Source organism: Pediococcus ethanolidurans (assembly GCF_964062635.1).
GTDB classification, from domain to species: domain Bacteria; phylum Bacillota; class Bacilli; order Lactobacillales; family Lactobacillaceae; genus Pediococcus; species Pediococcus ethanolidurans.
The window spans coordinates 1,017,194-1,042,158 of record NZ_OZ061250.1 but is presented as its reverse complement, the minus strand read 5'-3'; the positions used below and the strand labels follow the sequence as shown (position 1 = coordinate 1,042,158).

Here is a 24,965-nt window from a genome sequence, read left to right as displayed (position 1 = left end):
TTTACTCACTATTTTCATGAATCTACCTATAATTTCCATTTAACTGGCCAAAACTAGTTCTAAAAATTTGTATTTGTACCTTTAAGTAGTTCTGGGCTTCGATTCAACAATAAATATGGAATTCCTGCGTCACCATCAGAAGAACTGTTAAATTCCATATCCTCAGTTTCACGTTTAACATTTAAAACAGAATAATCGATATCACTTGCACTCAAAGCATCCCATTTGTTAAGTGGTAATGAGATATACGCGTCATTTGCAATGACATATAAACGATTATTACTTTTGTTATAACTAACAGATTGCAATGATTTTGAGTCAATGAAAGGATAAATACGCTGCTTACTTTGCTGAACACTGACACTGTCTCCATCAAATTTACCTTTAAACAACATCAGTTCAGAGTTGCCTTTATACGAAGTTTTAGCTGCACAATAAAAATTCCCTGAGTTATCAAATGTTAACTGGTGAAATGTATATTTTGCGGTTCCCCATTGTTGTAGTTGAAAACTATAACTCTTATCCGGAACAAGCGTATCAGAGTTTATATGAATAAGGCTATTATACCCATCGTTTCTCATTTTTCCATTTAACGTATCTCCATTAATATACAGGCCAGGATTTGAACCACTAGTATTGTATGCTAAAGATTGTCCATGTCCAATATAAAATGTAGGACCTACTTTATAAACAGAAGCATATTTGTTATATTCTGCTGCTTTATTCTTATAATACGTCGAACTTAATGAATGCGTAACATAATAATTTATCATTCTTAAAGTATCTTTCCCATTATCTAAGTTCATATTATGAATTTTTTTAGATCATACCGAACAATAAAACCCTTTGATTACTACTAGATACATAAGATACGTACGCATAATTATTATGGATTGCCAGATTTTCAAAAGTTGCCAGTGATTGATTATAAAATTCTGTTGGTAAAAATACATCTGTTTTAAATTTTGAATATTTAATTTTATTATTGGACGTTCTTGCGATTGAAATTACTCTAGGTTTTTCTGTAGAATATTTATTGGTCGCCGTACTATATGAACTGTTTTTAGAACGGTCTGCTATATATGAACTTGCCTGCGGCACAAACAGATTAGAAACATCTGCCCAAGGAAATGTTGTCATAACGTTATCTTGCGATTTATTTATAATTACTGGTATTTTAGTTATTGCTTTTTTATAAATCCAAGCATGCCAGTTTCCAGCAGTTGCATATGCATAAACTGATCCATCAGCTGTTCTAGTTTCTTCTTTTTTAATCTGTAAAGAAACTCCACGATAATTTTTAGCGTAATGAGTTACTTTAGTTTTATAACTCGTATCATTGGGCTGACTATAAAAATTATTATTCGATGTATTTAATTGCGCTTCATAACTTACACTTTTAACATTTTTAATTGTTAAATACTTGGCAACCGCTTTAAGATTGATGTATCCATACAGTTTCCCATCAACTTTAGCAAGTCTTACGTAGCTTGCACCATTAGATAATTTCAATATCTTCGTTTTATAAAAATTTGTTCCATGATAACTTTTACCATAATGTAAAAATTTAGAGTTCTTCTTTAAAGCACGTGGATAATCGTACACATTATACGCACTGCTTTTAATTCGAACCGTACTATAATCTCCAGTTGTTGTTTTCGTGATTCGCGTATTTGCACTTACGGATCCACAAAGGGTTGCCTCAATCACAAAAGTAATAAATACAACTATAGATAGATTTCTAATATTCACCATCTCTACTCCTCCAAAAAATCATTTTATATCTTTATATCGTTAATTGCAATTCAAATTAAGTTCTTGTACGTGTCAAGTGTTAGTAAGTAATGTCTCTAATTAATTTTAATTTTAACTTCAACTTCTAACTACTTTTTGGTTCTATTCCAGTGCTGGCTTAAAATCATATGCGTCACTTTTCTGTTATTCGTTTTTAAACTATTCACATTGTGAAGATTGGAAAAGCTTGTAGCCGTCAAGTTCAATTGATCCATTTTTGCTCATTAAGATTGAGCCACTTTGCCTATATTTTGCTCATTAAGATTGAGCCACTTTTATTCATAAGTTATAAAATTTATACAAAATTCGTTACTTGATTAATTCTACTAATCACTAAAAATTGTTTGTCGGTGTGTTACACGGTAACTTTCACCAGTCAATTCAATGATTTGAGACTTTTGAACCATCCGGTCCAAAAAAGCTCCGGTGATAATTTCATCGCCAATCACTTCACCCCATTGTTCAGGGCTTTTGTTTGATGTAATAACAAAAGATGTCTGTTCATACAACTTATTGATGAAATGAAAGAAAAAGTTTGCTTCTTGTTTATCTAATGCCATAAACATTAGATCATCTAAAACAATTAAATCAGCCTTATACAGGCGTCTTAATCGCACTTGTGATTGCCTAGAGATGGCCTCAGTTTTTAGTAACTTTACAAGATCTCCTATTGTTATGAAAAGTGCACTATATCCTTTTTCGATGGCTTCCACACATAAGCCAATGGAAAGAAATGTTTTGCCCACTCCGGTTGGACCTAGTAAGATCAGATTGTAACTTTGATCCACCCAGTTTAGACTACGTAGTTCGTTCATTTGTTTTTGAGTTAGGGCGGTTTGTACCTCAAGATCGAACTCATCCAAAGAGCGTTGATAGGGCAACGCAGCCCATGTTAATCGTCGTAAACGGGCCTTCTCGGCTCGTGATTGCTGTTCATATCGCATTACTGTTAGAATAAAATCGCCATAAGTGCTCGCGTCTGTATTGGCTTGTTGAATTAAGGTGGGAATCTCCTTGGCTGTGGCACTCAAACGTAATTCCTGCATGATGCCCTGCACTTCTTTTAGTTGCTCCATTAGCCTTCACCTCGTAATATTTTTGTGTAGATGTCTAATGAACGAACTTCTGGTCTAATCGTCTCTAGTTTGGCTTGCGTATCTTTAGACATTGGCATCTTTTCAACTGTCTCGGCTTGTAAACGATTTAAATGTGCTTCGTATGCTGGAAGCATTTCAATCGAGGCTTTAAAATCAGTTGCACTAATTAAATTATTCTTGAGATTAAATGCTAAAGCATGATCCATTTCAATTTTTGAATATTCATTGCGAAGACGTAACAGCACGTGTAGCTGATCACGAATATAACGTGGATATTTCTCATGCAACTGCTGTACGAATGTTTCTGCCACACTCACATCACTAAATGAATTAATTACTTGCTTCATTAGTTTAGGTATTCCAGCGTTACGATCACGACGATGCAGCGAGCTTTGAATTAGTTTTCCCTTTGCAGCTGACACTTCGTGCTCAGCCAGTACTTCACCTGTCTTTTTATCAAGAATCTTTAATTGTGAAAGCTTAAGCTTTAAAATAACCTTTCGACCATGAACGTCATATGAACCAAAGGGAACACTATAACGATTGCTACCATACATAATAGTGTTATCTTTACGGATGGTTCTTTCTAATAAATCTAGTGTAGTTTGTTGATGACTGGTAATTGATTGAAGATGCTTTTGTTCTTCTTGAAAGGCAACTGTTGGAACTTGTTTCGTTCCATTATGCTGTTTACCGTTGCCTCGACGTTTTAGCCATTCCATAGATTCGTTATTCCAAGTTTCGAGATCTCTGAAAACACGGCCACGCGCAAAGCTAGTTTTGACAAACTTAACGACATTCTCAATTTTTCCCTTAGTTTCTGGATCAAAGCCACGACATTCTATCGCTTCAAAGTGTTCAGTCTGTCTAAATGCTTGGAAAGCCTGAGTAAAGATAATATCACCGTTATTTTCACTAACAACAATAATTCGATCTTGATCATAAACAATTTGCTTAGGCTTACCGCCTAAAAACGTGAATGTGTGTTGAAGGCACCTAATTAAGTCGTCCGTTACGAACGGCGTTAACTGCCATTCTACATACTTGTACCGGGAATGAGCTAAAACAAAAGCATAGAAATATAGTTTGATACGACTGCCGGAGGTAGTTGTTTGCCAAGTTTGCCCAAAGTCTACTTGTCCTTGAAGCCCCATTGGTAATTCTGGGACAGCCTCGTACTGACGTCGCTTGCTATGCTTGTCAATTTTGTATTTGACGCGTAAATCACTAACGTAACGACGAACAGTGCTTTCCGCATAATGACCATAATTTCTTTCTTCTAGCCAGTCGCATACTTGGGCTGCCGACATATCAGGATTACTTTTTAACCATTTTAAAACGGTTGTTTGATGGTCGTCCAAAACTTTTTTACGATTGCGTGTTGATGCAAGCCATTCGGACATCTCTGTTTCATCACGATCAAGATAGGTCTTAACGGTGTTCCTTGATATGCCTAATTGGAACGCGATTTGTCTTCTTGAAAAACCTTGCTGTTTTAAATCTATGATTTTTGAGTATAATGCTAATTTTCTCACCTTTTTCGACCTCCAGAACAATGTATTCATTCATTGTACTGGAATAAGATTGATATTCATGTTGGTGGCTCAATCTTATTGAGCGTATTTGGTTCAATCTTATTGATCAAAATTGGCTCACTTTAGTTTAGCAGTTACAAAGCTTATCACCTTGTTAACTGAGATAATATGCTTCACTTGCTCTACTCATATTAGACAAAAGTTCTCTGAACAATCGACAATAAGAATCGATCAAAACAAAATAAACAGCCATCAATTCGTATAATTCTAATTGATAATTGTTTATTTATGGCGTTTTTATTTAAATTCACTGTACAACGCTTGTCTCTTATTTCTTGGAGTATAACTCCAATCAAGCCTACTTTAATTCATAAACATTATAAAAATAGTCATTATAAGTATTTTTATATTTATTCTTTATAATTTTTTGCAATTCATACTGTGATGTTCCAATTCTATATTGTTTTTGCTTTAAAAATCCCGCCCAAGTTATAATAAATGTTGGCTTTTTCCTTCTCATTCCTTGAATAAACTCAGATTTAAGTTTCGGAAATTCATCTAAATTAACTGCAGGTAGTGTGAAAAACTTCGAATTAGACTTTCGCTTTGCAATATTATAAATATTAGCATCTTTTTCATGTACATAAATAGTATCTTCACTTGATGTATTTCTTTTAATATAGAATGCAACTAGTTTTGTGTCTCTTGTCCAATAAAATGGTATATTTTGGTGCGTATAGGTTTCTTTCAATTCTTTTAGAGATGGCAAACCAGTTATTATAATTATAGCAAAAACACCGATTAAAGTTATGAAACGTTTACTACCTGATAGCCTGAACATTTCACTTGCAAGCATTGACACTATAATAATTAAAAAAGGTATTTCCGTTAACAAATAATGAGGATATTCTCTTTGCGAGAGTACCACCGACACAAGATTCAAAATCCCATAACTGTATATAGTCATCAAAGACCATTTAGAATTTGTTTGATTATTTTTCCAAAATCTAAAAAATATCAAAGGTTGTACAATAATTATTAACAACCAACCATGATTAACAAATAATTTAAAAAAGAACAAAAGCACATTTGATAACCCAATTCCTTTAGTATGCTGCACATACAAAACATTAAATTTAAACGCTTGATATACCATTTGTGACAGAGAGTTCGTCATCAAACAATAAATCAAAAATGGAATTGCCGCTGCTAATCCTCCCAATACAGCATACAAAATCATTTTCCAAAGTGTTTTTTCATCCTTAGATACAATTAAATATCCTATTACTGCTACTGTTCCAATTCCCCACAAAATAATCATATTTGCACGCAGAAAAATAACTAGCACACCCGTTAAACCAAATAAAAAAGGAACATAAATACGTGCATCTTTTTTTATGAAAAATCTGCTTACTAAAAACAGACTAATGCTAATTAACGGTAAAGCATACTCCTCACTATAATTGCCACCCATTAAAGTATTCGCATAGATAACCGAGGTTACTATAATTCCAATACCAGCTGCTCCAGGATTAGTAAAAAAACGGGCACTAAAATAACTAAACATTAATGTTACAAATATTGAAAGAATTTCTATAAACCACAAAAATTCAAAACCGTGAAAAGATAAATGACCTAACGCATTAATAAAGAATAACAACGGTCCTTTATGATCAAACATATCAACATATGGTACGTAACCATGATTCATCAGTCTTCCAAAATATTGAAACATGGAAGAGTCATGTGATGCAATACCGGTATATCCTGGAATTGATCTCAAAGAAAACCCGATAGCAATACTAGTTATTAAGATAGCGAATAACCAATAAATATCAATTCTTCTCTTACTGTACATTCTGCTCATTAATTGGGTTCTCCTTTAAACTATACTTAGTGCTGTCAACCTAACTCTTCTTAAATACTATTTTAGTTTAAGCACAATGCTTCATCTTTGAATTAAAAATACAGTTCAATATAAATTATTTGTTTTCATTCACTGAAACAATATTAATGCAATAATCTTTGTACAAATGTCATGTCATGACGATCCTTATAATAGAATTTAAATTGAGCATTTAACATATCAAGATTTTTTACATGATTTCTGAACGGAACATGTTTTGTAAGTGCCTTATTTGAATTTAACCATGTTACGTCGTTCGTTCTTATCGTATTAACATGATGGTTAATACTCATTACGAATATTAAATTTAGTGCTAACAAGCTCACTAAAAGGGCACTGAAAAATTTAAATTTAGAAAAATCAAATTTTATACCTTTTAAGACTAGTTGTATTGCATAGTCGGCAATCAGTAAGGCAACTAACAACATAAAGATATAATTACCAAAATATTCTCTAATTCTCAATGGACTTGCAACGATTAGATAAGGACCTGCGGTGATTCCGCCTGAAATCTGAAAAAGAATTACCATTACTTTCAATTTTATTGGTAATAAATATAGCGTTAGTAAAATAATTAGAAACCAAAAAGAAGTCATAACAAAAGTATCCAAATACGCAATATGAACACTTAAATTATTTATCACAAATAATGGTGTGACAGACTTATAATTCACATAAGTATTGATAAAGACAAAATACGCTAAATAACCACTCAATATAGTAATGATTATTTTTCTCAATCGAACACGACTTTTACAGAGCAAAATTAAAATAAAAAGAGCTGCAATCAAAGCGTTCAACAAACCATTAAATGTTAAAAAATAAAAATGTGTTTGAAAAATATAATTATTAATAATTTGTATAATTCCATGGGTAGTTTGACGATAACTAGAGTTACTGATCATATAGTATGACGGGTTAATTATCATCAGAAATGTACCAATTAACGTGCCAGTTAGAGCAAAATAGTTATACTTAGCAATTCTTTCTCTGGTAAAAACCTTTTGGCAAACTACTGTACAAGCCACCAATAGTAACTGATAGACAGTCATACTTTCTAAAAACAACTGACCGCATAGCATCACAATACCCATAAAAACGGAAAAACTAAATGTGTCTCTATGCTTCTCCATATTGGTCCAAATAAAGAATAGAGCTGTCACCATTGGTGGAACGTAATTCACAAAAGCTGCATTCCATGCAATCACATCTGTAAACAAACCTTTAGGTATTAACAGGATTCCTAGTATTCCTAAAATCAATGAAGAAAAATTTGATCCAGCAATCTTATAAATCAAATATATTAAAAGAGTTAAAAAAAATCCATAAGCTAACATTGCAATAATGAGATGCCTAACCGAATAAATTTCGAGTATACTCCCTAAATATCTACCATTACCACTTCCACCAAAAGTTGCATTGCCAATAAAGAAATGGTGCAAAAGATACTGCCCCTTATTGCCTACCCAAAAATAATCATCACTACACAGTATTAGAAAAAATCTAAAACAAACAAAATAAAGAAAAATCCCAATAAAATAGAAGTTTCTTCCCTTTAAAAATAATTTATTCAAAATACTCCCCCCGAGTAAAACCTAATTAAAAAAATATTCACTAACCATTCTTACTTTTATTCTTTCAAACTTAAATCCTTTAAAGCAATCCATCCTTTTACATTTTCAATTTTTAATTCAGCAAAAAGTCTGCCAGTTGACTCTCCTCGAATTGGATCAGTAAGCCCCGCTACTTTTTCAACAACATAATTTTTACTTTGTTTATCGATATTTTGAATTAGGTGTGTTCTTGAACCTATATACACCTTGGACCACATTTGCGCTCCATCATCAATAAAAACTTTTTCCCCAATTAAGTTAGATTTAGTCTGCTTAATTAAATATTTTTTCTCATTAAAAACGAACTCAAGAAGTTCCCTTGTTGAACTACCATTTTCCCATGAACAATATTTTTTATAAAGTTTCATAAAGTTATCTGGCAGTTTTGGCGTTTTTAATAGTTCAACTAAGTATCCAACAACTTCATCAGTAGTTGATGCAAAAAATCCAGGTAAATCTTTATAATAGTCAATATACATCCCTCTTGTTTGTTGCGCATAACGCTCAACATCATCCGCAAAAAGAATAATTGGTCGTTTTAAATTCATAAAATCAAAAATAAGTGAAGAATAATCTGTAATCAAAATGTTCGTTATTGCCAATATATCGGTTACATCAGCATAATCAGTAACATCTATAACATTTTGCCCATACTGACTTATATCTGGTCGATTTGCCGCGACAATACTATGAAATCTAACTAGTAGTAAAGTGTCCTTAGGTAAGGCTTTAATCACTTGATCAATATTCAAACGTAATGAGGCCATATATTTATCTACATTAAGAACTTCATCATCTCGCCAAGTTGGAGCATACAGGACTACCTTACACTTTTGAGAAATATTCAAATCATGAGTTATTTGAATTTTCTTTTTCTCGTCTATATTAAGTAACCGGTCATTCTTTGGTAATCCGCTCTTAATCATTTGTCTTGTTTCTTTGCGATACGCGTTTTGCAATATCTTTGTACCATATTCATTTCCAGTTACTAAGTAATCCCATTTGCGAGCATCATATACTTGTCCTTGTTGATATTTAGTAATTGTTTGTCCAGGTATAAAATCAGTCATTACGTCGGCTCCCACTTTTTTCAATGGGGTCCCTTTACTTGTCTGAATGAGTTTCATGCCATGCGGCTTTTTCCAGTTCTTTTCCATCTGTGAATTAGTAAACCAATATTTTGCACGAACTTTAGTTAAAATGCCCCTATAACCATCTCTAACTACATACGGAATATGATGTTTATCAAAATAATCTTTTTGAGTTCGATTGATGTTCCAAATTAATTTATATTCCGGTTTGTTTTGCTTCATGTATTCATAAACTGCTCTTGGACTATCACTATAACTGTCGCCTTTAAAGCTTTCGAAAATAACAATATTACGTCTTGTAGTATGCTGCCCAAAATAATTAAATAAATCCAATTTTAAATCAGTCAGACCAAGAAAATGAGTAAACTTTGTTGATAAAAGGTTACGTTCATAATCTTGTTTGTATGCTAATGGCTTATTATTCAAAAGAGTCTGTACAGTATGTTCTGCAGCTTTACCATCACGACCGTACAAACAAAATCGATTATAAAAATCTATTAACTGATCATGATATCTCATTTTTAACTCATCAAAATGTAGCAATTGATTTACAATTTGATTAGTAGTTTTAAGTACTGGTCCAGGAACAGTATGCACATAATCTAGATATACGCCACGATTATGCGAATCCAAGTACCAATTCAAATCATAAGTAAAGAAAATCATTGGCCTTTGTAAATATCCATAGTCAAACATTACTGAACTATAATCTGTAATTAAAACGTCAGACACCAAATATAGCTCTTCAATACTTTCATAGGCAGACATATCTATTGCAAATCCACTAAACTGGTGCAAATCAATTGCATTTGCTACTAAATAGTGTAAACGCACTAGTAGGACATAATCCTTACTAAGTGATTTCTGTAATTTTTCGATGTCTAGTTCAAGATCTACAACACCATTCTGACGAAAAGTGGGAGCGTACAGAATTATTTTTTTGTTGTCTGGTAGTCCCATTTTCTTTTTTAGTTTATCAATATACGGTTTTTTATTTTTATTTATTAAAATATCGTTTCTTGGAAACCCAACTTGTAAAATTTCTTTGTGATAATCAAACGCGTGCGTGGCAATCTCATCCATGTATTCAGAAGGAGAAATTAAATAATCCCAACGTGCATTTCGTTTCATGAAGTTTCTTTGCGTTTTAGCAGAACCTTTACGAAATTGCGGTTCATCAAACCCCATAGTCTTCATAAATGTACCATGTAGTGTTTGCACTTCAATTTGGCCTTTGCGTTTAGCATACTGATTTGGGAAATTAGTGTTTTCTATAAAATACTTAGCTCGCGCCAAGTAATACCAATACTTGAAACTAAATTTTCGAACTGCTACTATTCCTGCTTCATCAGGTGTTGCTAGATCTTTAAAAGACCATACAAATTTATAATTTGGATAATTTTTCTTCCAATAATCATAAATAGATTTAGGATTATCGTTGAGATACGCACCCCACAAGCTTTCAAACATCACAGTTTTGGATTCCAATGGTAACAAACGCATTAATGGATACAGAAGTGAATAATTAAAAGCACGTCGAATACGTGTACCATCAATTTTTGTCCACTTTTGCTTCATTTTAATTACCATCAAACCATTTGCAGTTACTCCAATTTTTGCTATAAATAATGGCCGAATAATTTGTCCAAGATCTTTGCTTTCCATCTGATTCGTCATTACTATATAATGACGACGTCTTTTTTTACTTTTTTCATCTAAATAAATATTGTAAGTATTACTTAAAATTAATGCTTTTTTATTTTTATCAAACAAATTAAACGATGCTACGTAATTTCCAGACTCATTCATATGAACGGTTGCAAAATTTTTATAGCTATTTTTCTCATTGGTGCTTCCTAATGTAAGAGTTACATCATTCAAATCAATATTCTCATTCTCTGGTTTTTGAAAAGATAAATGTACTAGCCCTGAATTATCTATTTTAATTTTATCAACAATCAACTTTACTTTAACAAGCATAATAGAAATTTCATTTTGTTGATAATTAAGTTTCATTCTTAAATCTGATTTTTCAAAAATTGTTTGGATTTTTTTTGCTGATTGAAAACTATAATTCAAACGTGCATTGGTACTACCATCATTCACAATTATTTTGCCCTTAACCACTGTATCTGATAATAAAGTAGTGATTTTCCACTTTAACAAATATTCAATATATCCATTACTGTTACCCTCAATTGCTTTTTCTAAACTTGGAAAAATATTGTTTTCTTTAGTAACAAAATTAAATTTTGGATTTAATATATTAGACTTAATAAAAGCAGTTGCAATTATTTCTCCATTCTTCATGTGAATATCTTTAATACGATTATTATTTATCACAAAATTATTTTGTTTACTTTTAACGTTAAACAAAAGTTCCCAACGACGATTAAAATTATTTGTTAACAAAAAAGTTTGACTTTCAAATGGCAAAAAAATCATTTTTCGCATTTTTTTCGGATTCTTGAGATAATCCTTGATGAATATATTCTTTTCAGCTAATTCAATTCTTATTTTCCACGTGCCTAAACCAATTTTTTCCCTAGCGTTTTCAATATTAAAAAAGATTTGAAAACTTGTTGGAGCCTTTTTGAGAAAAAAAGATTTTTTTGTTCTTTTCCAAATTAATTTAAAATCAATAGGGATTTCTAATTTTGTTTGCTCATTTACAAGAAATGCTTTTATACTTTTAGAAATTTTTGGTAGGGTTGCTCTCGATTTTAATTTAAGTGTACCTCTAATAATTACTTGTTCCTTAATATTTCTAACGCTTGTAATAGCCTGCTGAAACAATATAGCGTTATCTACTGAAATGCTTTCACACACGCTTTCACTAATTAAATCATTTTTATATTCATAATTTCTTTTATCATATAATTTAATCTTACCAATATCGTTCCATTGATAACCATAACGCTTAAAATCTTTAAAGTTTCCTTCCAACAAAGAATAATATTGGATTTGTTTTCGAACATCCAGCTTTTTAATATCATCTAAATTATAATCACGCAAAAATTTATATACTGCTTTTTGGAATTTAAATAGTGTTTCTTCATTAGCACTTTGAAAACTATTTAAATACATTGCAATATCTAAATCTAAAACTTTAAAATTGAACGCTCCTTTAAGTTCTGCTGATCCGCCTAATTTTTCGATGGCGTCTTGTGCCATTTTGACGGTCTTCGTACGATCATTGAATAACTTAAGACTTTCTCGTTTTTGAGTTATAGATTGGTTCGAAGATTCTCTTACTCGCCACAAATAAACTGGTTCTGCAATCACATCAACACTTTTAGCCAACAAATGCAATTGCATTGAAACTGGAATGTCCTCATACGTCAATCCAACTGGAAAACGCAGGTTGTTGTTCAAAAACAGTTCAGACTTGTATACCTTATTCCAAGCCGTTGTATCATAAACCAAAAAAGTGGATTCATTTATATTTGTTTTTAATATTGTTTCAGGAATTGCTTTTTTGTGAAGTCCTGAAGAATAAACACGATGTGAATTAAATCTTTGAACAAATCCAGACGCCATTTCGGATCCAGTTTGCATTAACGAACCAATTAAAAGTTCGTACGCATTTTCGAGCACCACATCATCTGAATCCACAAAGGCCATATATTCACCAGTAATATATGGCAATCCTGCATTGCGAGCAGCACTTAATCCACCATTTTCAGTATGAATTGCATGAAAGTTTGTATATTTTTTATCATATTCATCTAAAATAGTGCCGGTATTATCTGGGGATCCATCATCTACCATGATAACTTCTATATTTTTATATGTTTGATTAACCAAAGAATTCAAACATTCTCTAATAAATTCCTCAACGTTATAGCAAGGAACAATAACACTTAATTTGCCTTTCTGAAACGTTTTCAATCAATTCCACTCCTCAATAAGCTGTTTGTTAACATTAAATACATTAATTACACATTAGTATTATACCGTTAAAGTCCAGTAAACACTAAATCTTTTGGGTAATGTACTCTATTGCATATCAAAACGTAAAACATCTAATTTAATAAAAAAAGATAACGTTAAGTTATCTTTAAAAAAACATTATTTAAATATTTGGCCTGTGCCTGATGTTTTTGGATAAACTGGATGCAATAATACGCTAGGATCACTAATACTCTTTGTTACTGAGTGACCAGATACTGTAATAAGTGCAAAAAAGATCATTAAAGCAAGCGCTGCTAAAATTAGCCACTTGCTAACAGTAGTCATTTTGCTTGGCAATACCTCTCCATAAAACAAATTATGTGTAGCCTTTTTTGCTTCATGCTCAGCAATTCCTTCTTTTTCACTTGTTTCTTTTGCTACCTTTTGTTCATAAGCTTTAATATCAAAATTCAGTTGTAATTGTTTCTTTATTTTTTGATAATTAGAACGTCCCTTAGCAGTCTTCTTTTTGAAATCTGAAGAGAACTTTCGATATGCAGCAACCACTTCTTTTGTATCACCAAGCATTCGTAAATCACCAAAGTGAATCCAAGCTGTACGATCACATAACATTTCAACCTGATTCAAAGAATGACTAACAAACAGAATCGTTTTGCCTTCTTTTTTAAACTGCTCAATCTTATCCAAACATTTTTGATAGAAAGTATCATCACCAACTGACAACGCTTCATCAATGATTAAAATATCTGGATTAATATGCACCGCAATAGCAAATCCAAGTCGTGAACGCATACCAGACGAATAATCTTTTACGGGTTGATCAATAAAATCACCAATATCAGCAAATTCGATGATATCATCACGAACGGCATCAATTTCATCAAAAGACATTCCTTGCATGAGTCCTTTTAGACGAATGTTCTCAAGACCCGTCAAACTTCTTTTTAATCCTGCACTAATTGCAACTATTGAAGTATCACCACGTACATCAACAAACCCAGTTGTTTGAGGAATGATTCCGGAAATAATATTTGACATTGTTGACTTACCAGAACCATTAACTCCAATTATTCCAACAGATTCACCCTTATAAATCGTCAGACTAATACCCTTTAACGACCAAAAATGGGGAACACTGTCATGTTTAGTTAGATTAAAAAATGACTTTAATTGTTCACTTTTTGTTCTATAAAGATCGTATTCTTTGGTAACATTTTTTAACTTGATCTTATATTCTTCAGACATAATCACTTATTCTCCAATTTCTAAATCAAATCAACAAAGTTAGCACGGAACTTATTATGTAAGAAAGTTCCCACTGCCATCATGATAAATACAAACATCCAAAAAACTATTGAAATTGTAAGGTTTGGTTCTTGCCAAACCCAGCCCTTATTTAATAAGGACTCTCTCATCCCATTAATCACATAGTAGAAAGGATTTAATTCCAAAACTCGAATTAACAGTACCGGAAAATTAGAGGTAGCAAAATTAAAAAGTACTCCACTCATATAAAACAGCATTCGCAAAATTGATTGCAAAGTAATTTGCCAGTCACGTATTAATACTGTAACTGTTGAATTAAAAATTCCAAGTGCATAAAGTAAGGCTATCATACAAATAAAGTAATAAATAAATTGTATCCATGAAGCTGATGGGTAAATATGATTAACTAGCATTAGAAAAACTGAAAATGCTAACATTGTCCAAAAACTAGCCAAATTACCGACTATTTTTATAGAAGGTAAGATACTTACTGGAAACTTCATTTTAGACGCCAAACCAACTTCTTGGTAAACACTCTTAGACGCATCAAGCACACTTCTATCCATATACAACCAAGGTGTAATTCCCACTACCATCCATGGTAAATAAGGAACACCTGGCATAGGATCACCACGTTTCAAGGCGACACCAAATACTAAATAATAAATTCCGATTTGAATAAGTGGGTTTAAAACTTCCCAAGCTAATCCTAAGTAGTGACTTTGGTAAGTGGCTCTATCGCCGAACTTTGCCATTCTTCGAATAATTTTAAAGTTTGTAAATTGTTCGGAGATTATTTGAAACATTGTATGCATTTCGTTAACCCCTTAATATTAGTCATTTGATAATTCACATTTTGATAGTATAGTCGTTTACTTTTGGAACGTCAACAAACGCAAGATAAATTACATATACCTTAAAAATCCATAAGCTAAAAGTTGCTTTCCATTTCCGCTTCACTCATCACTTCAACACCAAGCGTTTGTGCCTTTGCCAACTTACTTCCAGCATCAGTTCCTGCAATCAATAAATCGGTTTTTTTAGAAACCGAGCCAGTAACATCGGCCCCTAGATCTTCAAGTTTTTCTTTTAACTCATTGCGGGTATAGTTCTCCAGTTTCCCTGTTAAGACAACCTTTTTACCATTAAAGTAATTATCTTCTATCTGGATTGTCGTTGGTCCGTCATAAGTCATATTGACACCTGCCGCAGCTAACTCTTCAATCGTCTCTTGGGCAGCCTCACTTTGAAAGAAAGTCACGATATTAGTAGCTAAAATGTCGCCAACTGCATCAATGGCGGTTAATTCTTCTTCACTAGCCTTTGCCAATTTGTCCATTGTCAAAAAGTTTTCAGCTAAAATACGCGCCATTTTGGTTCCCACACCAGGAATTCCGATACCATTCACCAGCCGCTCCAAAGAATTTTGTCGACTGTTATTAATGGAATCCAATAACCCATTAATTCTTTTCTCTTTAAAATTGTCCAGCTTTGCTAAGTCATCAGGATCTAAGGAATACAAATCCGAAAAACTACGGACTAGTTTATGGTCAAAGAAAACTTGAATTAAACGGGGACCCAATCCGTTAATATTCATGGCATTCCGCGAACCAAAATGCTCTAGACGAGCCACCATTTGTGCAGGACAATCTGGATTAATACAACGCAAAGCGACCTCTCCATTTAAATGAACCAGTTCGCGATCACATGACGGACAATTGGTTGGGATCTGTAATTCTTTACTATCAGCCGCTCGTTTATCCAGAATAACTTCCGTAATTTCTGGAATAATATCACCAGCCTTATGTAATTTGACGGTATCCCCTAGCCGTACACCCTTTGCCGCGATTTGATCCACATTATTAAGTGTAGCTCGGGCAACGGTTGAACCTGCTAGTTGAACGGGATCCATAATAGCAGTTGGAGTCACCACACCCGTTCGACCAACTGTCCATTCAATTTCACGAATAACCGTTAACGCCTCTTCTGGTGGGAACTTATAGGCAATCTCCCAGCGTGGCACCTTCACAGTATGGCCCAGTTGTCCCTGCAAGTCTAAATCGTTAACTTTAAGCACAATACCATCAATTCCATAAGCTAACTGATCTCGTTGTGCTTGGTACTCATCAATATATTGCCAAACTTCATCTAAGTTATGACAAACACGTTGCGTAGGATTCGTATTAAATCCTAATTCCTCCAGCGTTTCAATGGCTTCATGTTGGGTAGCAACCTGCAGATCATCGAACGTACTAATCGTGTAAATGAACGTATCTAGTTTGCGTGCTCTTGTCACTCGTGTATCAAGCTGGCGCAAACTTCCCGCAGCTGCATTCCGCGGATTGGCAAAAACGGCTTCACCACGTTCTTCTTGTTGTTTATTTAGATCGGCAAAAGCCTGTTTGGGCATATAGCATTCACCACGAACTTCAATCGACACAGGTTTGGTTAAAGTTTGTGGGATTGAGGAAATGGTCTGTAAATTTTTAGTGATGTCTTCGCCAATATTTCCATCACCACGTGTAGAGCCTCGTACTAGTTTGCCATCTTCATAAACTAAAGAAATTGCCAAGCCGTCAATTTTTAACTCAACATTATAATCAACCGGGTAGCCCACATTTTTTTGAATACGATCATCAAACTCTACTAATTCTTCTTTTGAAAACACATCCCCCATTGATAACATGGGAATTTCATGACGTACTTTAGTAAACCCACTAAGCACCTCACCACCGACTCGTTGTGTAATTGAGTCTGGGGTCACAATTGAAGGAAATGCTGATTCCAATTCTTGGAGGTCACGATACTTCGCATCATAAACACTATCTTCCACTTCAGGATTATCCTTTGTGTAGTAGTCTTTTCCCCATTGATTTAACGTTTTTCTTAATTTCTGAGCAGTGTCACTTGCTTCTTGTTCAGAATATTTTGAAATTGGTTTTGGTAACGCCATTTTAATTCCTCCATATTAAAGCTATTTCAAATCGATATCGAGTTCGACGGGACAATGGTCCGAGCCAAAAATTTCATTATGAATTTTAGCATCCTGTAATTTGTCCTGTAAACTGTTGGAAGCCACGAAGTAATCAATTCGCCAGCCGGCATTATGATCACGGGCGTGGAATCGATAACTCCACCAAGAATAGATGCCTTCTTTATCCGGATAAAAATAACGGAAGGTATCTGTAAACCCACTTGCCAACAACTCTGTGAATTTACCTCGTTCTTCATCCGTAAACCCAGCATTGTGATGATTTGTCTTATCATTTTTAATATCAATTGGTTCATGTGCGACATTCAAATCACCACAAAAAATAACCGGTTTGGTTTTGGCTAATTCATCAACATAATGGCGAAAATCATCATCCCACGTCATGCGATAATCCAACCGTTTTAGTTTAGCTTGTGAATTGGGCGTGTAACTTGTCATCATATAAAAGTTTTCAAACTCTAAAGTAATTAACCGACCTTCATGATCATGAATATCTACACCCATGCCGTACTTTACACTGAGCGGTTTAATTTTTGTAAAAATTGCTGTTCCTGAATAGCCCTTACGATCCGCATAGTTCCAGTACTGATAATAGCCAGGCAAATCCAAATCCAATTGACCCGCTTGCATTTTGGTTTCTTGTATACAAAAAATATCAGCATCTAAAGTATTAAACGACGCCACAAAATCATGAGTAACTGCAGCTCTAATGCCATTTACGTTCCAAGAAATTAATTTCATAATTTTAATTACCTCTTTACTGAATAAGTCTCCATGGTAAGAATTATACCATTCAAAAACCTGCTTCTAAAATTAATCCATCGAGCTTTACCATAATTAAAAATCCCGCGATAAATTTCATTCGCGGGATTTCATTTAATTACCTAATTTTTTACATATTTTTCAAAATTTCAGACAATGCTGGTTGTCCAAACACATTGTAAGTCTTCTTATAATTATTGATTGTTTCTTGATCAAACTGTTCAGGATCCATTGGAATAAATGATGTATCAATTGGATCCACATTTTTAATTTTAGCATCGACAACAATTGGTTTTGTATTGCCTGCCTTTTGTAATTCATCAATCTTATCAAAAGCAGTATCCAGTGATTTTTGATCCGTAACCGTAAACCCAATTGCACCCATGTCTTTAGCAACACCAGCCCAGTTAGCACCTAATAAATCAATGCCATATGGTGCTTGTTTGGCAGCAATTTTTTCATGTTGAATAAAACCAAACACTTTATTTTCGAGCACCACATTAACAACCGGAAGTTGATACTTAACTTCAGTTAATAAGTCCTGCATCACCATTGCATAGCCGCCATCACCAGAGATCGTGACTACTTGTCGGTCTGGAAAACTTAACTTACCAGCTATTCCAGATGGTAATCCATAACCCATTGTGGCAAACCAAGAAGACAAAGTGAACTTCTGATTTTTGTTAAGTGGCAATTGACGAATTGCCCACTCAGTATTATTACCGACATCGGTACCAAAAACAGTGTCATCTTTCGCGTGAGCCTTGACTGTTTTCATTACAGCTTCTGCAGGTAAACCTTCTGAATCGTCGCTGGCTAACGTATCTAGCCACTTATCCCAGTTTTGTTTATCTAATCGTGCCGCTTTTAAGAACTTAGTTGGTTCAATTGTGACATCATGCTTTAATAACTCTTGCAAAAAGTCTTTCCCATCCCCAAGAATCGCTAAATCAACGTCACGTTGTTTACCAATATCAGCCGCGTTATTGTTGACCTGAATGATTTTGACACCTTCTGGTAAAAAGCGTAAGAATGGATAATTGGTCCCAACAGAAAGCACTAAATCAGCCATTTGTGAAACTTCAAAACCAGGTTTGGTTCCTAAACGTCCACGAGATCCCATGAAATTAGGATGATCAGTTGGCATTACCCCAGTCGCAGGCACGGTTGAAAGCACAGGTAAACTAAATTTTTCAGATACCGCCACTAATTCTTTTGTTGCACCTTTCAGACCAACGCCGGCCCAAATAATTGGATGTTAGCTTTTTGAATGGCAGAAACAACCTGATCAATTGTGGCAGCGTCAAATTTTGTATGCATTTCTTCCTTATAAATAGGAGCTGTCTTGAATTCGGTAAACTCAATTTCTTGGCCGGATAAATCGTCTGGAATAATGACAACGGCCGGCCCCTTATGCGCATAGGCAGCACGAATTGCTTGATCTACGACGTACGGAATTTGTTGAGCACTGACCACTTGTTCATGAAAGACAGAAACATCAACAAACATGGGATCCTGATTCATTTCCTGAAAAAAGGATGTGTTCATGACGCCAGTTGCTGATTGACCCACAATTGCTAAAACGGGCGCATGGTCCATTTTGGCATCATACAAACCATTAAATAGATGAGTAGCACCGGGGCCAGCTGAGCCAAAACTAACACCAATCTTGCCAGTTAATTTAGCATCGGCTGAAGCGGCTAAAGAACCCACCTCTTCATGACGAACCTGAATGTATTTAATTTTATCTTTTTCCTGATACAGCCCATCAACCGTATTATTGATAGAATCCGCAGTAATTCCGTAAATATGATCTACTTGCCAACTTTCTAAAACCTTTGCTAATGCTTGTCCTGCTTTCATTTTTGCCATGTTAAATGCCTCTTTTTTATTAGTATTTGTTTTTATACTTACTTTTCGTAAGTAACTAAATTCATTGTACAGACTATTAAAAAAAGAAGCAAGTTTTTTTATTTTTAAAAGTAACTTTCTAAATTATCAAAAATATGAACATAAAAAATAGAAGAAAGTTCAAATTACACAACTTTCTTCCATATTAATTACCTAACAACCAGCACGGATATCGGCGAATACTTAGCCATATATGCTGCCTGGCTGCCAAAATGTTTTTCTATCCCAGACTTAGCCTGTGCACCAATCACCAACAAATCTGGTTTCACATCCTTAATAACCTCATCAACAATCACTTTACCAGGATTACCTTCTGCTACAACTGTCGAAACATCTTCAACTCCAAATCTCTGTGCTACTTGTTGATATTTCGCAACATGCTGCATTAATTGCTTCCGTTTTTCACTGACATAATCCTTACTCAGAGCTTGGTAAACATTCATATCATCATTCTCTGAAACAGAAACAATGACCAACCCTGCATGATCATTCTTAGCACGATTCATCGCATATCGAAAGGCAAGTTGTGCATCCGGTGAATCGTCAACACCAACTAAAATTTTTTTTAACTCTTTTGGATTCATAAAATCTCCCCTTTATAACGACGATAATGATTGCCAAACAATTTGTAAATTTAAGATAGTTAAAACAACCGTACATACCCATGCTAAAACGTTGACCCACATTTTATTTGCAAAGCGTTCACCCATAATCTTTTTAGATGAAGTAAATATGGTTAATGGAATCATGGAAATTGGGAGGGCAATAGATAAGAAAACCTGTGAATTAACTAACAGGCTGTCTAAAGCACTTTCTTTGCCGCCATAAGCAATTGTACAAATTAAAACTGGAATTACAGAAATTAAACGTGTGATCAAGCGACGCGCCCATAAAGGCATCTTCATATGAATGAAACCTTCCATAACGATTTGACCGGTTAAAGTTCCCGTAATTGTTGAATTTTGACCAGAAGCTAATAAAGCTACCGCAAACAAGATACTTAGTACTGGACTAGCAACAGCTCCTGCTAATTGATTGTTTTGAAGGGCATCGAATAAGGAAGTAAATGTTCCTAAACCTTCGCCATGACCAAAGAACAATGCCGCACCAAGAACCAATAACAGACAGTTAATAACAAATGCCCCCGTTAACTGAATGTTGGAATCCCAAGTTGAGAACTTAACTGCTTCAGCGACCGCATCTTCATCATTGTGATCAATCTTACGCGTTTGTGAAATTGATGAATGTAAGTATAAATTGTGTGGCATAACCGTTGCACCCACAATTCCTAAAGCCATGGTTAATTCACCAGGATGCAAGATTTGTGGTTTTGGTACAAAGCCACCAAACATGGCTGCCCAGTTAGGATTAGAAACACCAACTTCATAAGCAAACACGGCTAAAATCACGACAATTAAAGTCACCACAATGGCCTCAATTTTTCGAAATCCCAATTTGGTTAATAATAATAAGAGCAAAACATCAAATACGGTTAATGTAACACCTAAAACTAACGGGATTCTAAACAATAATTCCAAAGCAATAGCACCACCGATAACTTCCGCAATATCAGTGGCACAAATTGCAGCTTCAGTTGTCAGCCATAAAATAATTCCTAAAACTTTCCCGGTATGAGCACGGGTAGCCTGGGCTAGATCCATCTGCGTCACAATTCCCAGTTTAGACGCCATATATTGCAATAACATGGCGATTAAACTCGAAAGCAAGATCACAGACATTAGTAAATAGCCAAATTGTGCACCACCACCAATGGACGTTACCCAGTTACCTGGATCCATATAACCAACAGCTACTAATGCACCAGGACCGGAAAAAGCCATTAACTTTTGGAAAAAGCCGCCTTCCTTGGGCACTGGTACAGTACTATTGATTTCTTCAAGACTAGGACCGTTCGCATAATACAACAATCCGTGCTTTTTCCCATTACCAAAATCCTCTGACATATCAACAATCTCCTCCTTTTTTCAACTTAATTATAAATCAAACTCAGATATTGTAAACACTTTTTTTGGTTTCCCTAAAATAAAATAACGATAATATAACAAAAAAGTGTTTGCATTCAAATTGCAAACACCAAGCTAAACACTTTTCAGTTTAAAATAATTTTCCAACGTAGTAGTGAATAAACATTGTAATAATTCCAACAACAATATTTCTTATAATGGCCCTTTTAGGAATGCCATTACCGAGACGAGCACTCAAATATCCAGTCAGTGTGACTGCAACTAAAACAGCCATAATCGTTGCTATTAATTGATAACCAGCAGGAGCAAAAGTCATTGCCACAAGTGGAAAAACACCGCCCGAAGATGCTGAAAACAATGAAGATACTGCCGCTTGCCATGGATTCAAATAATTATTTAAATTCATTCCGTATTTGATATTAACAATTGTGGCAAGTGCTCGATCCTTTTGACTTAGCAGTTCGTTGGCTATTGATTGAGCCGTATCATGATGAACGCCCTTTTCTTCGTAAAAACGAACCACGCGTTCTTTTTCATCTTCAAATTGTGTATTTAACAACAAACTTTCTTGTCCAACAACTGACTTTTCTGTATCTCTTTGCGAACTAACTGATGCAAACTCCCCTGCCGACATTGAAAATGCACACGCCAGCAAATCGGATAATCCAGCTATAAAAATTGTGAATGAATTCGTCGTTGCAGCTGCCACACTGAACAAAACTCCGACGACCGTTAAAATCCCATCATTGGCTCCTAAAACTCCTGCCCGTAAAGTGTTCAACCAGTTATCCATATTCTTGTGATTACTTAATTTTTTAAACAAAATTTTTGCCTCCCATTACGCAAATAAACTCCCGATGAGATAGGTTACCAGCATTGTAATCAGTCCAGAAATAACATTTCGGACAACCCCTTTATAGCGAATGGCCTTACCAAGTACGGCCGCCAAATATCCCGTCAGTGCCAAAGCAACCGCTACGGCAGCGATTGTCAAAGGAATTTTATATTCAGGTGAAATAAACGTAATGGCTAGCAATGGCAAGAGTGAACCAGTTGGAAAAGCAATCATGGACGCCAACGCTGCAAAATAAGGATTCGTATAGTCATGAATATTAATGCCATATTTTTCACGGACAACTGTCGTTAAACTTCCCTGAGTCATCATTTCATTCGTTGCTTTTTCAGCCAACTTCTCAGAAATACCAGAATCTAAGAATTTTTGTTTAACTGCGGCAAACTCTTTGTCGTAATCTTTTTTTAAAGCCTCTTTTTCTAATTGAACAGTATGCTGTTGCGCATCTTTTTGCGTATTAACAGAAACATACTCCCCCATTGCCATTGAAACTGTTCCGGCAATCATACCAGCAATTCCAGAAATAAAAATTGAAAAACTATTGGTTGTTGCTCCAGCAACCCCAATGACAATTCCAGCAACCGATAAAATACCGTCATTAGCACCCATCACGCTTGCTCGCATCACGTTGATTTTTTGGGCTAATGACGGTGAAAATCGTCGTTGCTTTTTGTTTATAACCATATTAAAGCTCCCTCTCGTTTAGAATGGTTCTAACAAATCCACTTTTATCATACTAGTTCTTTAACTTTTTGCAAATTGACTCGCTGGCGTTTCAATGTTATTTTCTAAACAAGAAAACAATCGAAATCTGTAACTTTTGGAGAAATGATCATGCCTGATTTACTGAAATACTTAGATAATTACAATCGCCCACTTACTGCAAATTTGAACGTAGCGGATCAGATGATTCTGACCCGTTTACCTTTTTTGCCTTGGCAAGCTATTGTTTCTAAAAGTTTTTCAGATGAAATTTTTCTGCAAGATGCTTTAAAACAGTTAGAACAACAATTGGCTCATACTTCAGAATACGTGTTACTGCCCAACGATCGGATTCTCATTCAAAAATTACAAACCTCATTCCGTTACGAAAAAGTAAAACTTTCAGGTTTTAAAATCCAAGCTCCAGAAGATTTAGATAAACAATGCGCTGCGATTACTGTAAATATTGATTCACACACAAAAATTATTGTCTTTCGTGGTGCAGATGGCACTATTTTAGGATGGAAATCAGATTTACGAATTATCTACGATGCAGATTCCACTACCTGGCAGGATTTTGCAGCCGACTATTTAAAACAAGTGGGCATCTTACCTTCCGATACTTTACAAGTAATTGGATTTTCTAAGGGTGGCAGTATGGCTATTTATGCGGCCAGCCATGCTAGTTCAGACATTCAAAAACGCATTAAACAAGTTGTCAATTTCGATGGACCACAAGTGACTTCTAACCCAGTGCCAACTGAACCAGTCAAAAGTCGTTTTCAAACTTATCTTCCTCAACTGCCCTTTTTTGGGATTGGATCTGAATTCACTAATCTGCCCATCATCGTAAACAGTACAGCTACCGGTATTTGGCAACATGATTTATACAGTTGGCAACTACATGATGCCACCCCAGTTGAATTAGGAAGGGCTAGTACCACGGATAACTTTTTGACACATGAATTACGACCATGGTTACGGCAGCAAAAACATGAGCGCGCACAATTATTTATTGACACTTTTTGGACAATTCTAGATAAAAGTGAAGCTGTTTCAATAAACGATTTATTAAAACATTGGCAACAAGTGACAAAAGCCTTCCGCATCCAGAGCAACTCTTGGGATCCAATGGCACGTCAAATGGGACAAAAAGCCTTGCAATCGGCATTTCAAATCATTGTGACTTTTGGTTAGTGTAAGGTTTTCCTAGATGGTCAATAAAATTCTAGGAATATTCATTTTGAGTTGAATATATAGAAAAAGACCTGTAGCCTTTTAATCGACGAAGATTAAAGGAAAGGATACAGGTCTTTCATGTATATTTTAGCAGATTTTATTGAATCATTGGGAAATTTAGACAGTTTATTTGATTTAGAGGAGCAGGTAATTCTTCATCTTAGGAAGTCATTCCAGCTGGTTGTAGCTGAATATCTGAGGCAATTAGATGAAACGCTCGTTCCATCAATTCCGGCGGAATGGAGCTAGTATAAATTATGGACAGCTTTTGGTAGAATATCTTTATCAAGATTGGAGATATCCT

Annotated in this window: 16 protein-coding genes and 2 pseudogenes; 2 read left to right on the top strand and 16 right to left on the bottom strand. The window is 34.6% G+C overall.

Annotation, left to right across the window (positions count from 1 at the left end; all coding sequences use genetic code 11):
- Positions 1-59 precede the first annotated feature (59 nt).
- From AB3219_RS05145 to AB3219_RS05070, 16 genes and pseudogenes are all read right to left on the bottom strand, one after another.
- Positions 60-773, bottom strand: coding sequence for a hypothetical protein (locus AB3219_RS05145; RefSeq protein ID WP_260365804.1), 714 nt, complete (start codon positions 771-773; stop codon positions 60-62).
- Between the two features lie 46 nt (positions 774-819).
- The gene (locus tag AB3219_RS05140) at positions 820-1,755 is read right to left on the bottom strand and encodes a hypothetical protein (RefSeq protein ID WP_367369342.1); all 936 of its coding nucleotides are present in this window, start codon (positions 1,753-1,755) and stop codon (positions 820-822) included.
- 365 nt (positions 1,756-2,120) lie between these two features.
- Entirely contained in the window at positions 2,121-2,870 is a 750-nt protein-coding gene (gene istB, locus AB3219_RS05135) for an IS21-like element helper ATPase IstB (RefSeq protein WP_216753348.1), read from the bottom strand.
- Positions 2,870-4,426, bottom strand: coding sequence for an IS21 family transposase (istA, locus tag AB3219_RS05130; protein WP_260365802.1), 1,557 nt, complete (start codon positions 4,424-4,426; stop codon positions 2,870-2,872). Before istA ends, istB begins: the two co-directional genes overlap by 1 nt.
- A gap of 358 nt (positions 4,427-4,784) precedes the next feature.
- Positions 4,785-6,293, bottom strand: a complete 1,509-nt coding sequence (locus AB3219_RS05125; RefSeq protein ID WP_260365801.1) for a hypothetical protein — start codon at positions 6,291-6,293, stop codon at positions 4,785-4,787.
- Positions 6,294-6,436: 143 nt separating this feature from the next.
- Positions 6,437-7,906 (bottom strand): hypothetical protein, encoded by a 1,470-nt coding sequence (locus AB3219_RS05120; RefSeq protein ID WP_260365800.1) that lies wholly within the window; start codon positions 7,904-7,906, stop codon positions 6,437-6,439.
- 56 nt (positions 7,907-7,962) lie between these two features.
- On the bottom strand, positions 7,963-12,927 hold the full coding sequence (locus tag AB3219_RS05115) for a CDP-glycerol glycerophosphotransferase family protein (protein ID WP_260365799.1): 4,965 nt from the start codon (positions 12,925-12,927) through the stop codon (positions 7,963-7,965).
- Positions 12,928-13,107: 180 nt separating this feature from the next.
- Positions 13,108-14,196 carry an ABC transporter ATP-binding protein gene (locus AB3219_RS05110; RefSeq protein WP_260365797.1) on the bottom strand — a complete coding sequence of 363 codons (1,089 nt, stop codon included), beginning with the start codon at positions 14,194-14,196 and terminating at the stop codon, positions 13,108-13,110.
- Between the two features lie 20 nt (positions 14,197-14,216).
- Positions 14,217-15,032 (bottom strand): ABC transporter permease, encoded by an 816-nt coding sequence (locus AB3219_RS05105; protein ID WP_260365795.1) that lies wholly within the window; start codon positions 15,030-15,032, stop codon positions 14,217-14,219.
- A gap of 116 nt (positions 15,033-15,148) precedes the next feature.
- On the bottom strand, positions 15,149-17,170 hold the full coding sequence (gene ligA / locus AB3219_RS05100; RefSeq protein ID WP_260365793.1) for an NAD-dependent DNA ligase LigA: 2,022 nt from the start codon (positions 17,168-17,170) through the stop codon (positions 15,149-15,151).
- Positions 17,171-17,191: 21 nt separating this feature from the next.
- Positions 17,192-17,950: an exodeoxyribonuclease III gene (locus AB3219_RS05095; RefSeq protein ID WP_260274958.1), complete on the bottom strand. Its 759-nt coding sequence runs from the start codon at positions 17,948-17,950 to the stop codon at positions 17,192-17,194.
- Between the two features lie 151 nt (positions 17,951-18,101).
- Positions 18,102-19,843 (bottom strand): annotated as a pseudogene (locus tag AB3219_RS05090) (thiamine pyrophosphate-binding protein).
- Between the two features lie 188 nt (positions 19,844-20,031).
- Positions 20,032-20,466, bottom strand: a complete 435-nt coding sequence (locus AB3219_RS05085) for a universal stress protein (protein ID WP_260365791.1) — start codon at positions 20,464-20,466, stop codon at positions 20,032-20,034.
- Between the two features lie 12 nt (positions 20,467-20,478).
- Positions 20,479-21,846, bottom strand: a complete 1,368-nt coding sequence (locus tag AB3219_RS05080) for an Nramp family divalent metal transporter (RefSeq protein WP_216753363.1) — start codon at positions 21,844-21,846, stop codon at positions 20,479-20,481.
- A gap of 151 nt (positions 21,847-21,997) precedes the next feature.
- Positions 21,998-22,660 carry a VIT family protein gene (locus tag AB3219_RS05075; protein WP_057805402.1) on the bottom strand — a complete coding sequence of 221 codons (663 nt, stop codon included), beginning with the start codon at positions 22,658-22,660 and terminating at the stop codon, positions 21,998-22,000.
- A gap of 45 nt (positions 22,661-22,705) precedes the next feature.
- Positions 22,706-23,404 (bottom strand): VIT family protein, encoded by a 699-nt coding sequence (locus tag AB3219_RS05070; protein WP_216762973.1) that lies wholly within the window; start codon positions 23,402-23,404, stop codon positions 22,706-22,708.
- A gap of 150 nt (positions 23,405-23,554) precedes the next feature.
- Between AB3219_RS05070 and AB3219_RS05065 the strand changes: the two genes are divergently transcribed.
- Together AB3219_RS05065 and AB3219_RS05060 are read left to right on the top strand one after the other, a co-directional pair.
- Positions 23,555-24,619 (top strand): DUF2974 domain-containing protein, encoded by a 1,065-nt coding sequence (locus AB3219_RS05065; protein ID WP_260365790.1) that lies wholly within the window; start codon positions 23,555-23,557, stop codon positions 24,617-24,619.
- Between the two features lie 120 nt (positions 24,620-24,739).
- Positions 24,740-24,901, top strand: a pseudogene (locus AB3219_RS05060) (ISLre2 family transposase); the annotation flags it as partial.
- Positions 24,902-24,965 lie beyond the last annotated feature (64 nt).

What these genes read in the sequence shown, in the direction of transcription:
- AB3219_RS05065 (WP_260365790.1), top strand. Translation starts at nt 23,555, where the DNA reads ATGCCTGATTTACTGAAATACTTAGATAATTACAATCGCCCACTTACT.
- AB3219_RS05095 (WP_260274958.1), bottom strand. Translation starts at nt 17,950, where the DNA reads ATGAAATTAATTTCTTGGAACGTAAATGGCATTAGAGCTGCAGTTACT.
- AB3219_RS05080 (WP_216753363.1), bottom strand. Translation starts at nt 21,846, where the DNA reads ATGTCAGAGGATTTTGGTAATGGGAAAAAGCACGGATTGTTGTATTAT.
- AB3219_RS05140 (WP_367369342.1), bottom strand. Translation starts at nt 1,755, where the DNA reads ATGGTGAATATTAGAAATCTATCTATAGTTGTATTTATTACTTTTGTG.
- AB3219_RS05145 (WP_260365804.1), bottom strand. Translation starts at nt 773, where the DNA reads ATGATAAATTATTATGTTACGCATTCATTAAGTTCGACGTATTATAAG.
- AB3219_RS05075 (WP_057805402.1), bottom strand. Translation starts at nt 22,660, where the DNA reads ATGGATAACTGGTTGAACACTTTACGGGCAGGAGTTTTAGGAGCCAAT.
- AB3219_RS05105 (WP_260365795.1), bottom strand. Translation starts at nt 15,032, where the DNA reads ATGCATACAATGTTTCAAATAATCTCCGAACAATTTACAAACTTTAAA.
- AB3219_RS05085 (WP_260365791.1), bottom strand. Translation starts at nt 20,466, where the DNA reads ATGAATCCAAAAGAGTTAAAAAAAATTTTAGTTGGTGTTGACGATTCA.
- AB3219_RS05125 (WP_260365801.1), bottom strand. Translation starts at nt 6,293, where the DNA reads ATGAGCAGAATGTACAGTAAGAGAAGAATTGATATTTATTGGTTATTC.
- istB (WP_216753348.1), bottom strand. Translation starts at nt 2,870, where the DNA reads ATGGAGCAACTAAAAGAAGTGCAGGGCATCATGCAGGAATTACGTTTG.
- ligA (WP_260365793.1), bottom strand. Translation starts at nt 17,170, where the DNA reads ATGGCGTTACCAAAACCAATTTCAAAATATTCTGAACAAGAAGCAAGT.
- AB3219_RS05070 (WP_216762973.1), bottom strand. Translation starts at nt 23,404, where the DNA reads ATGGTTATAAACAAAAAGCAACGACGATTTTCACCGTCATTAGCCCAA.
- AB3219_RS05110 (WP_260365797.1), bottom strand. Translation starts at nt 14,196, where the DNA reads ATGTCTGAAGAATATAAGATCAAGTTAAAAAATGTTACCAAAGAATAC.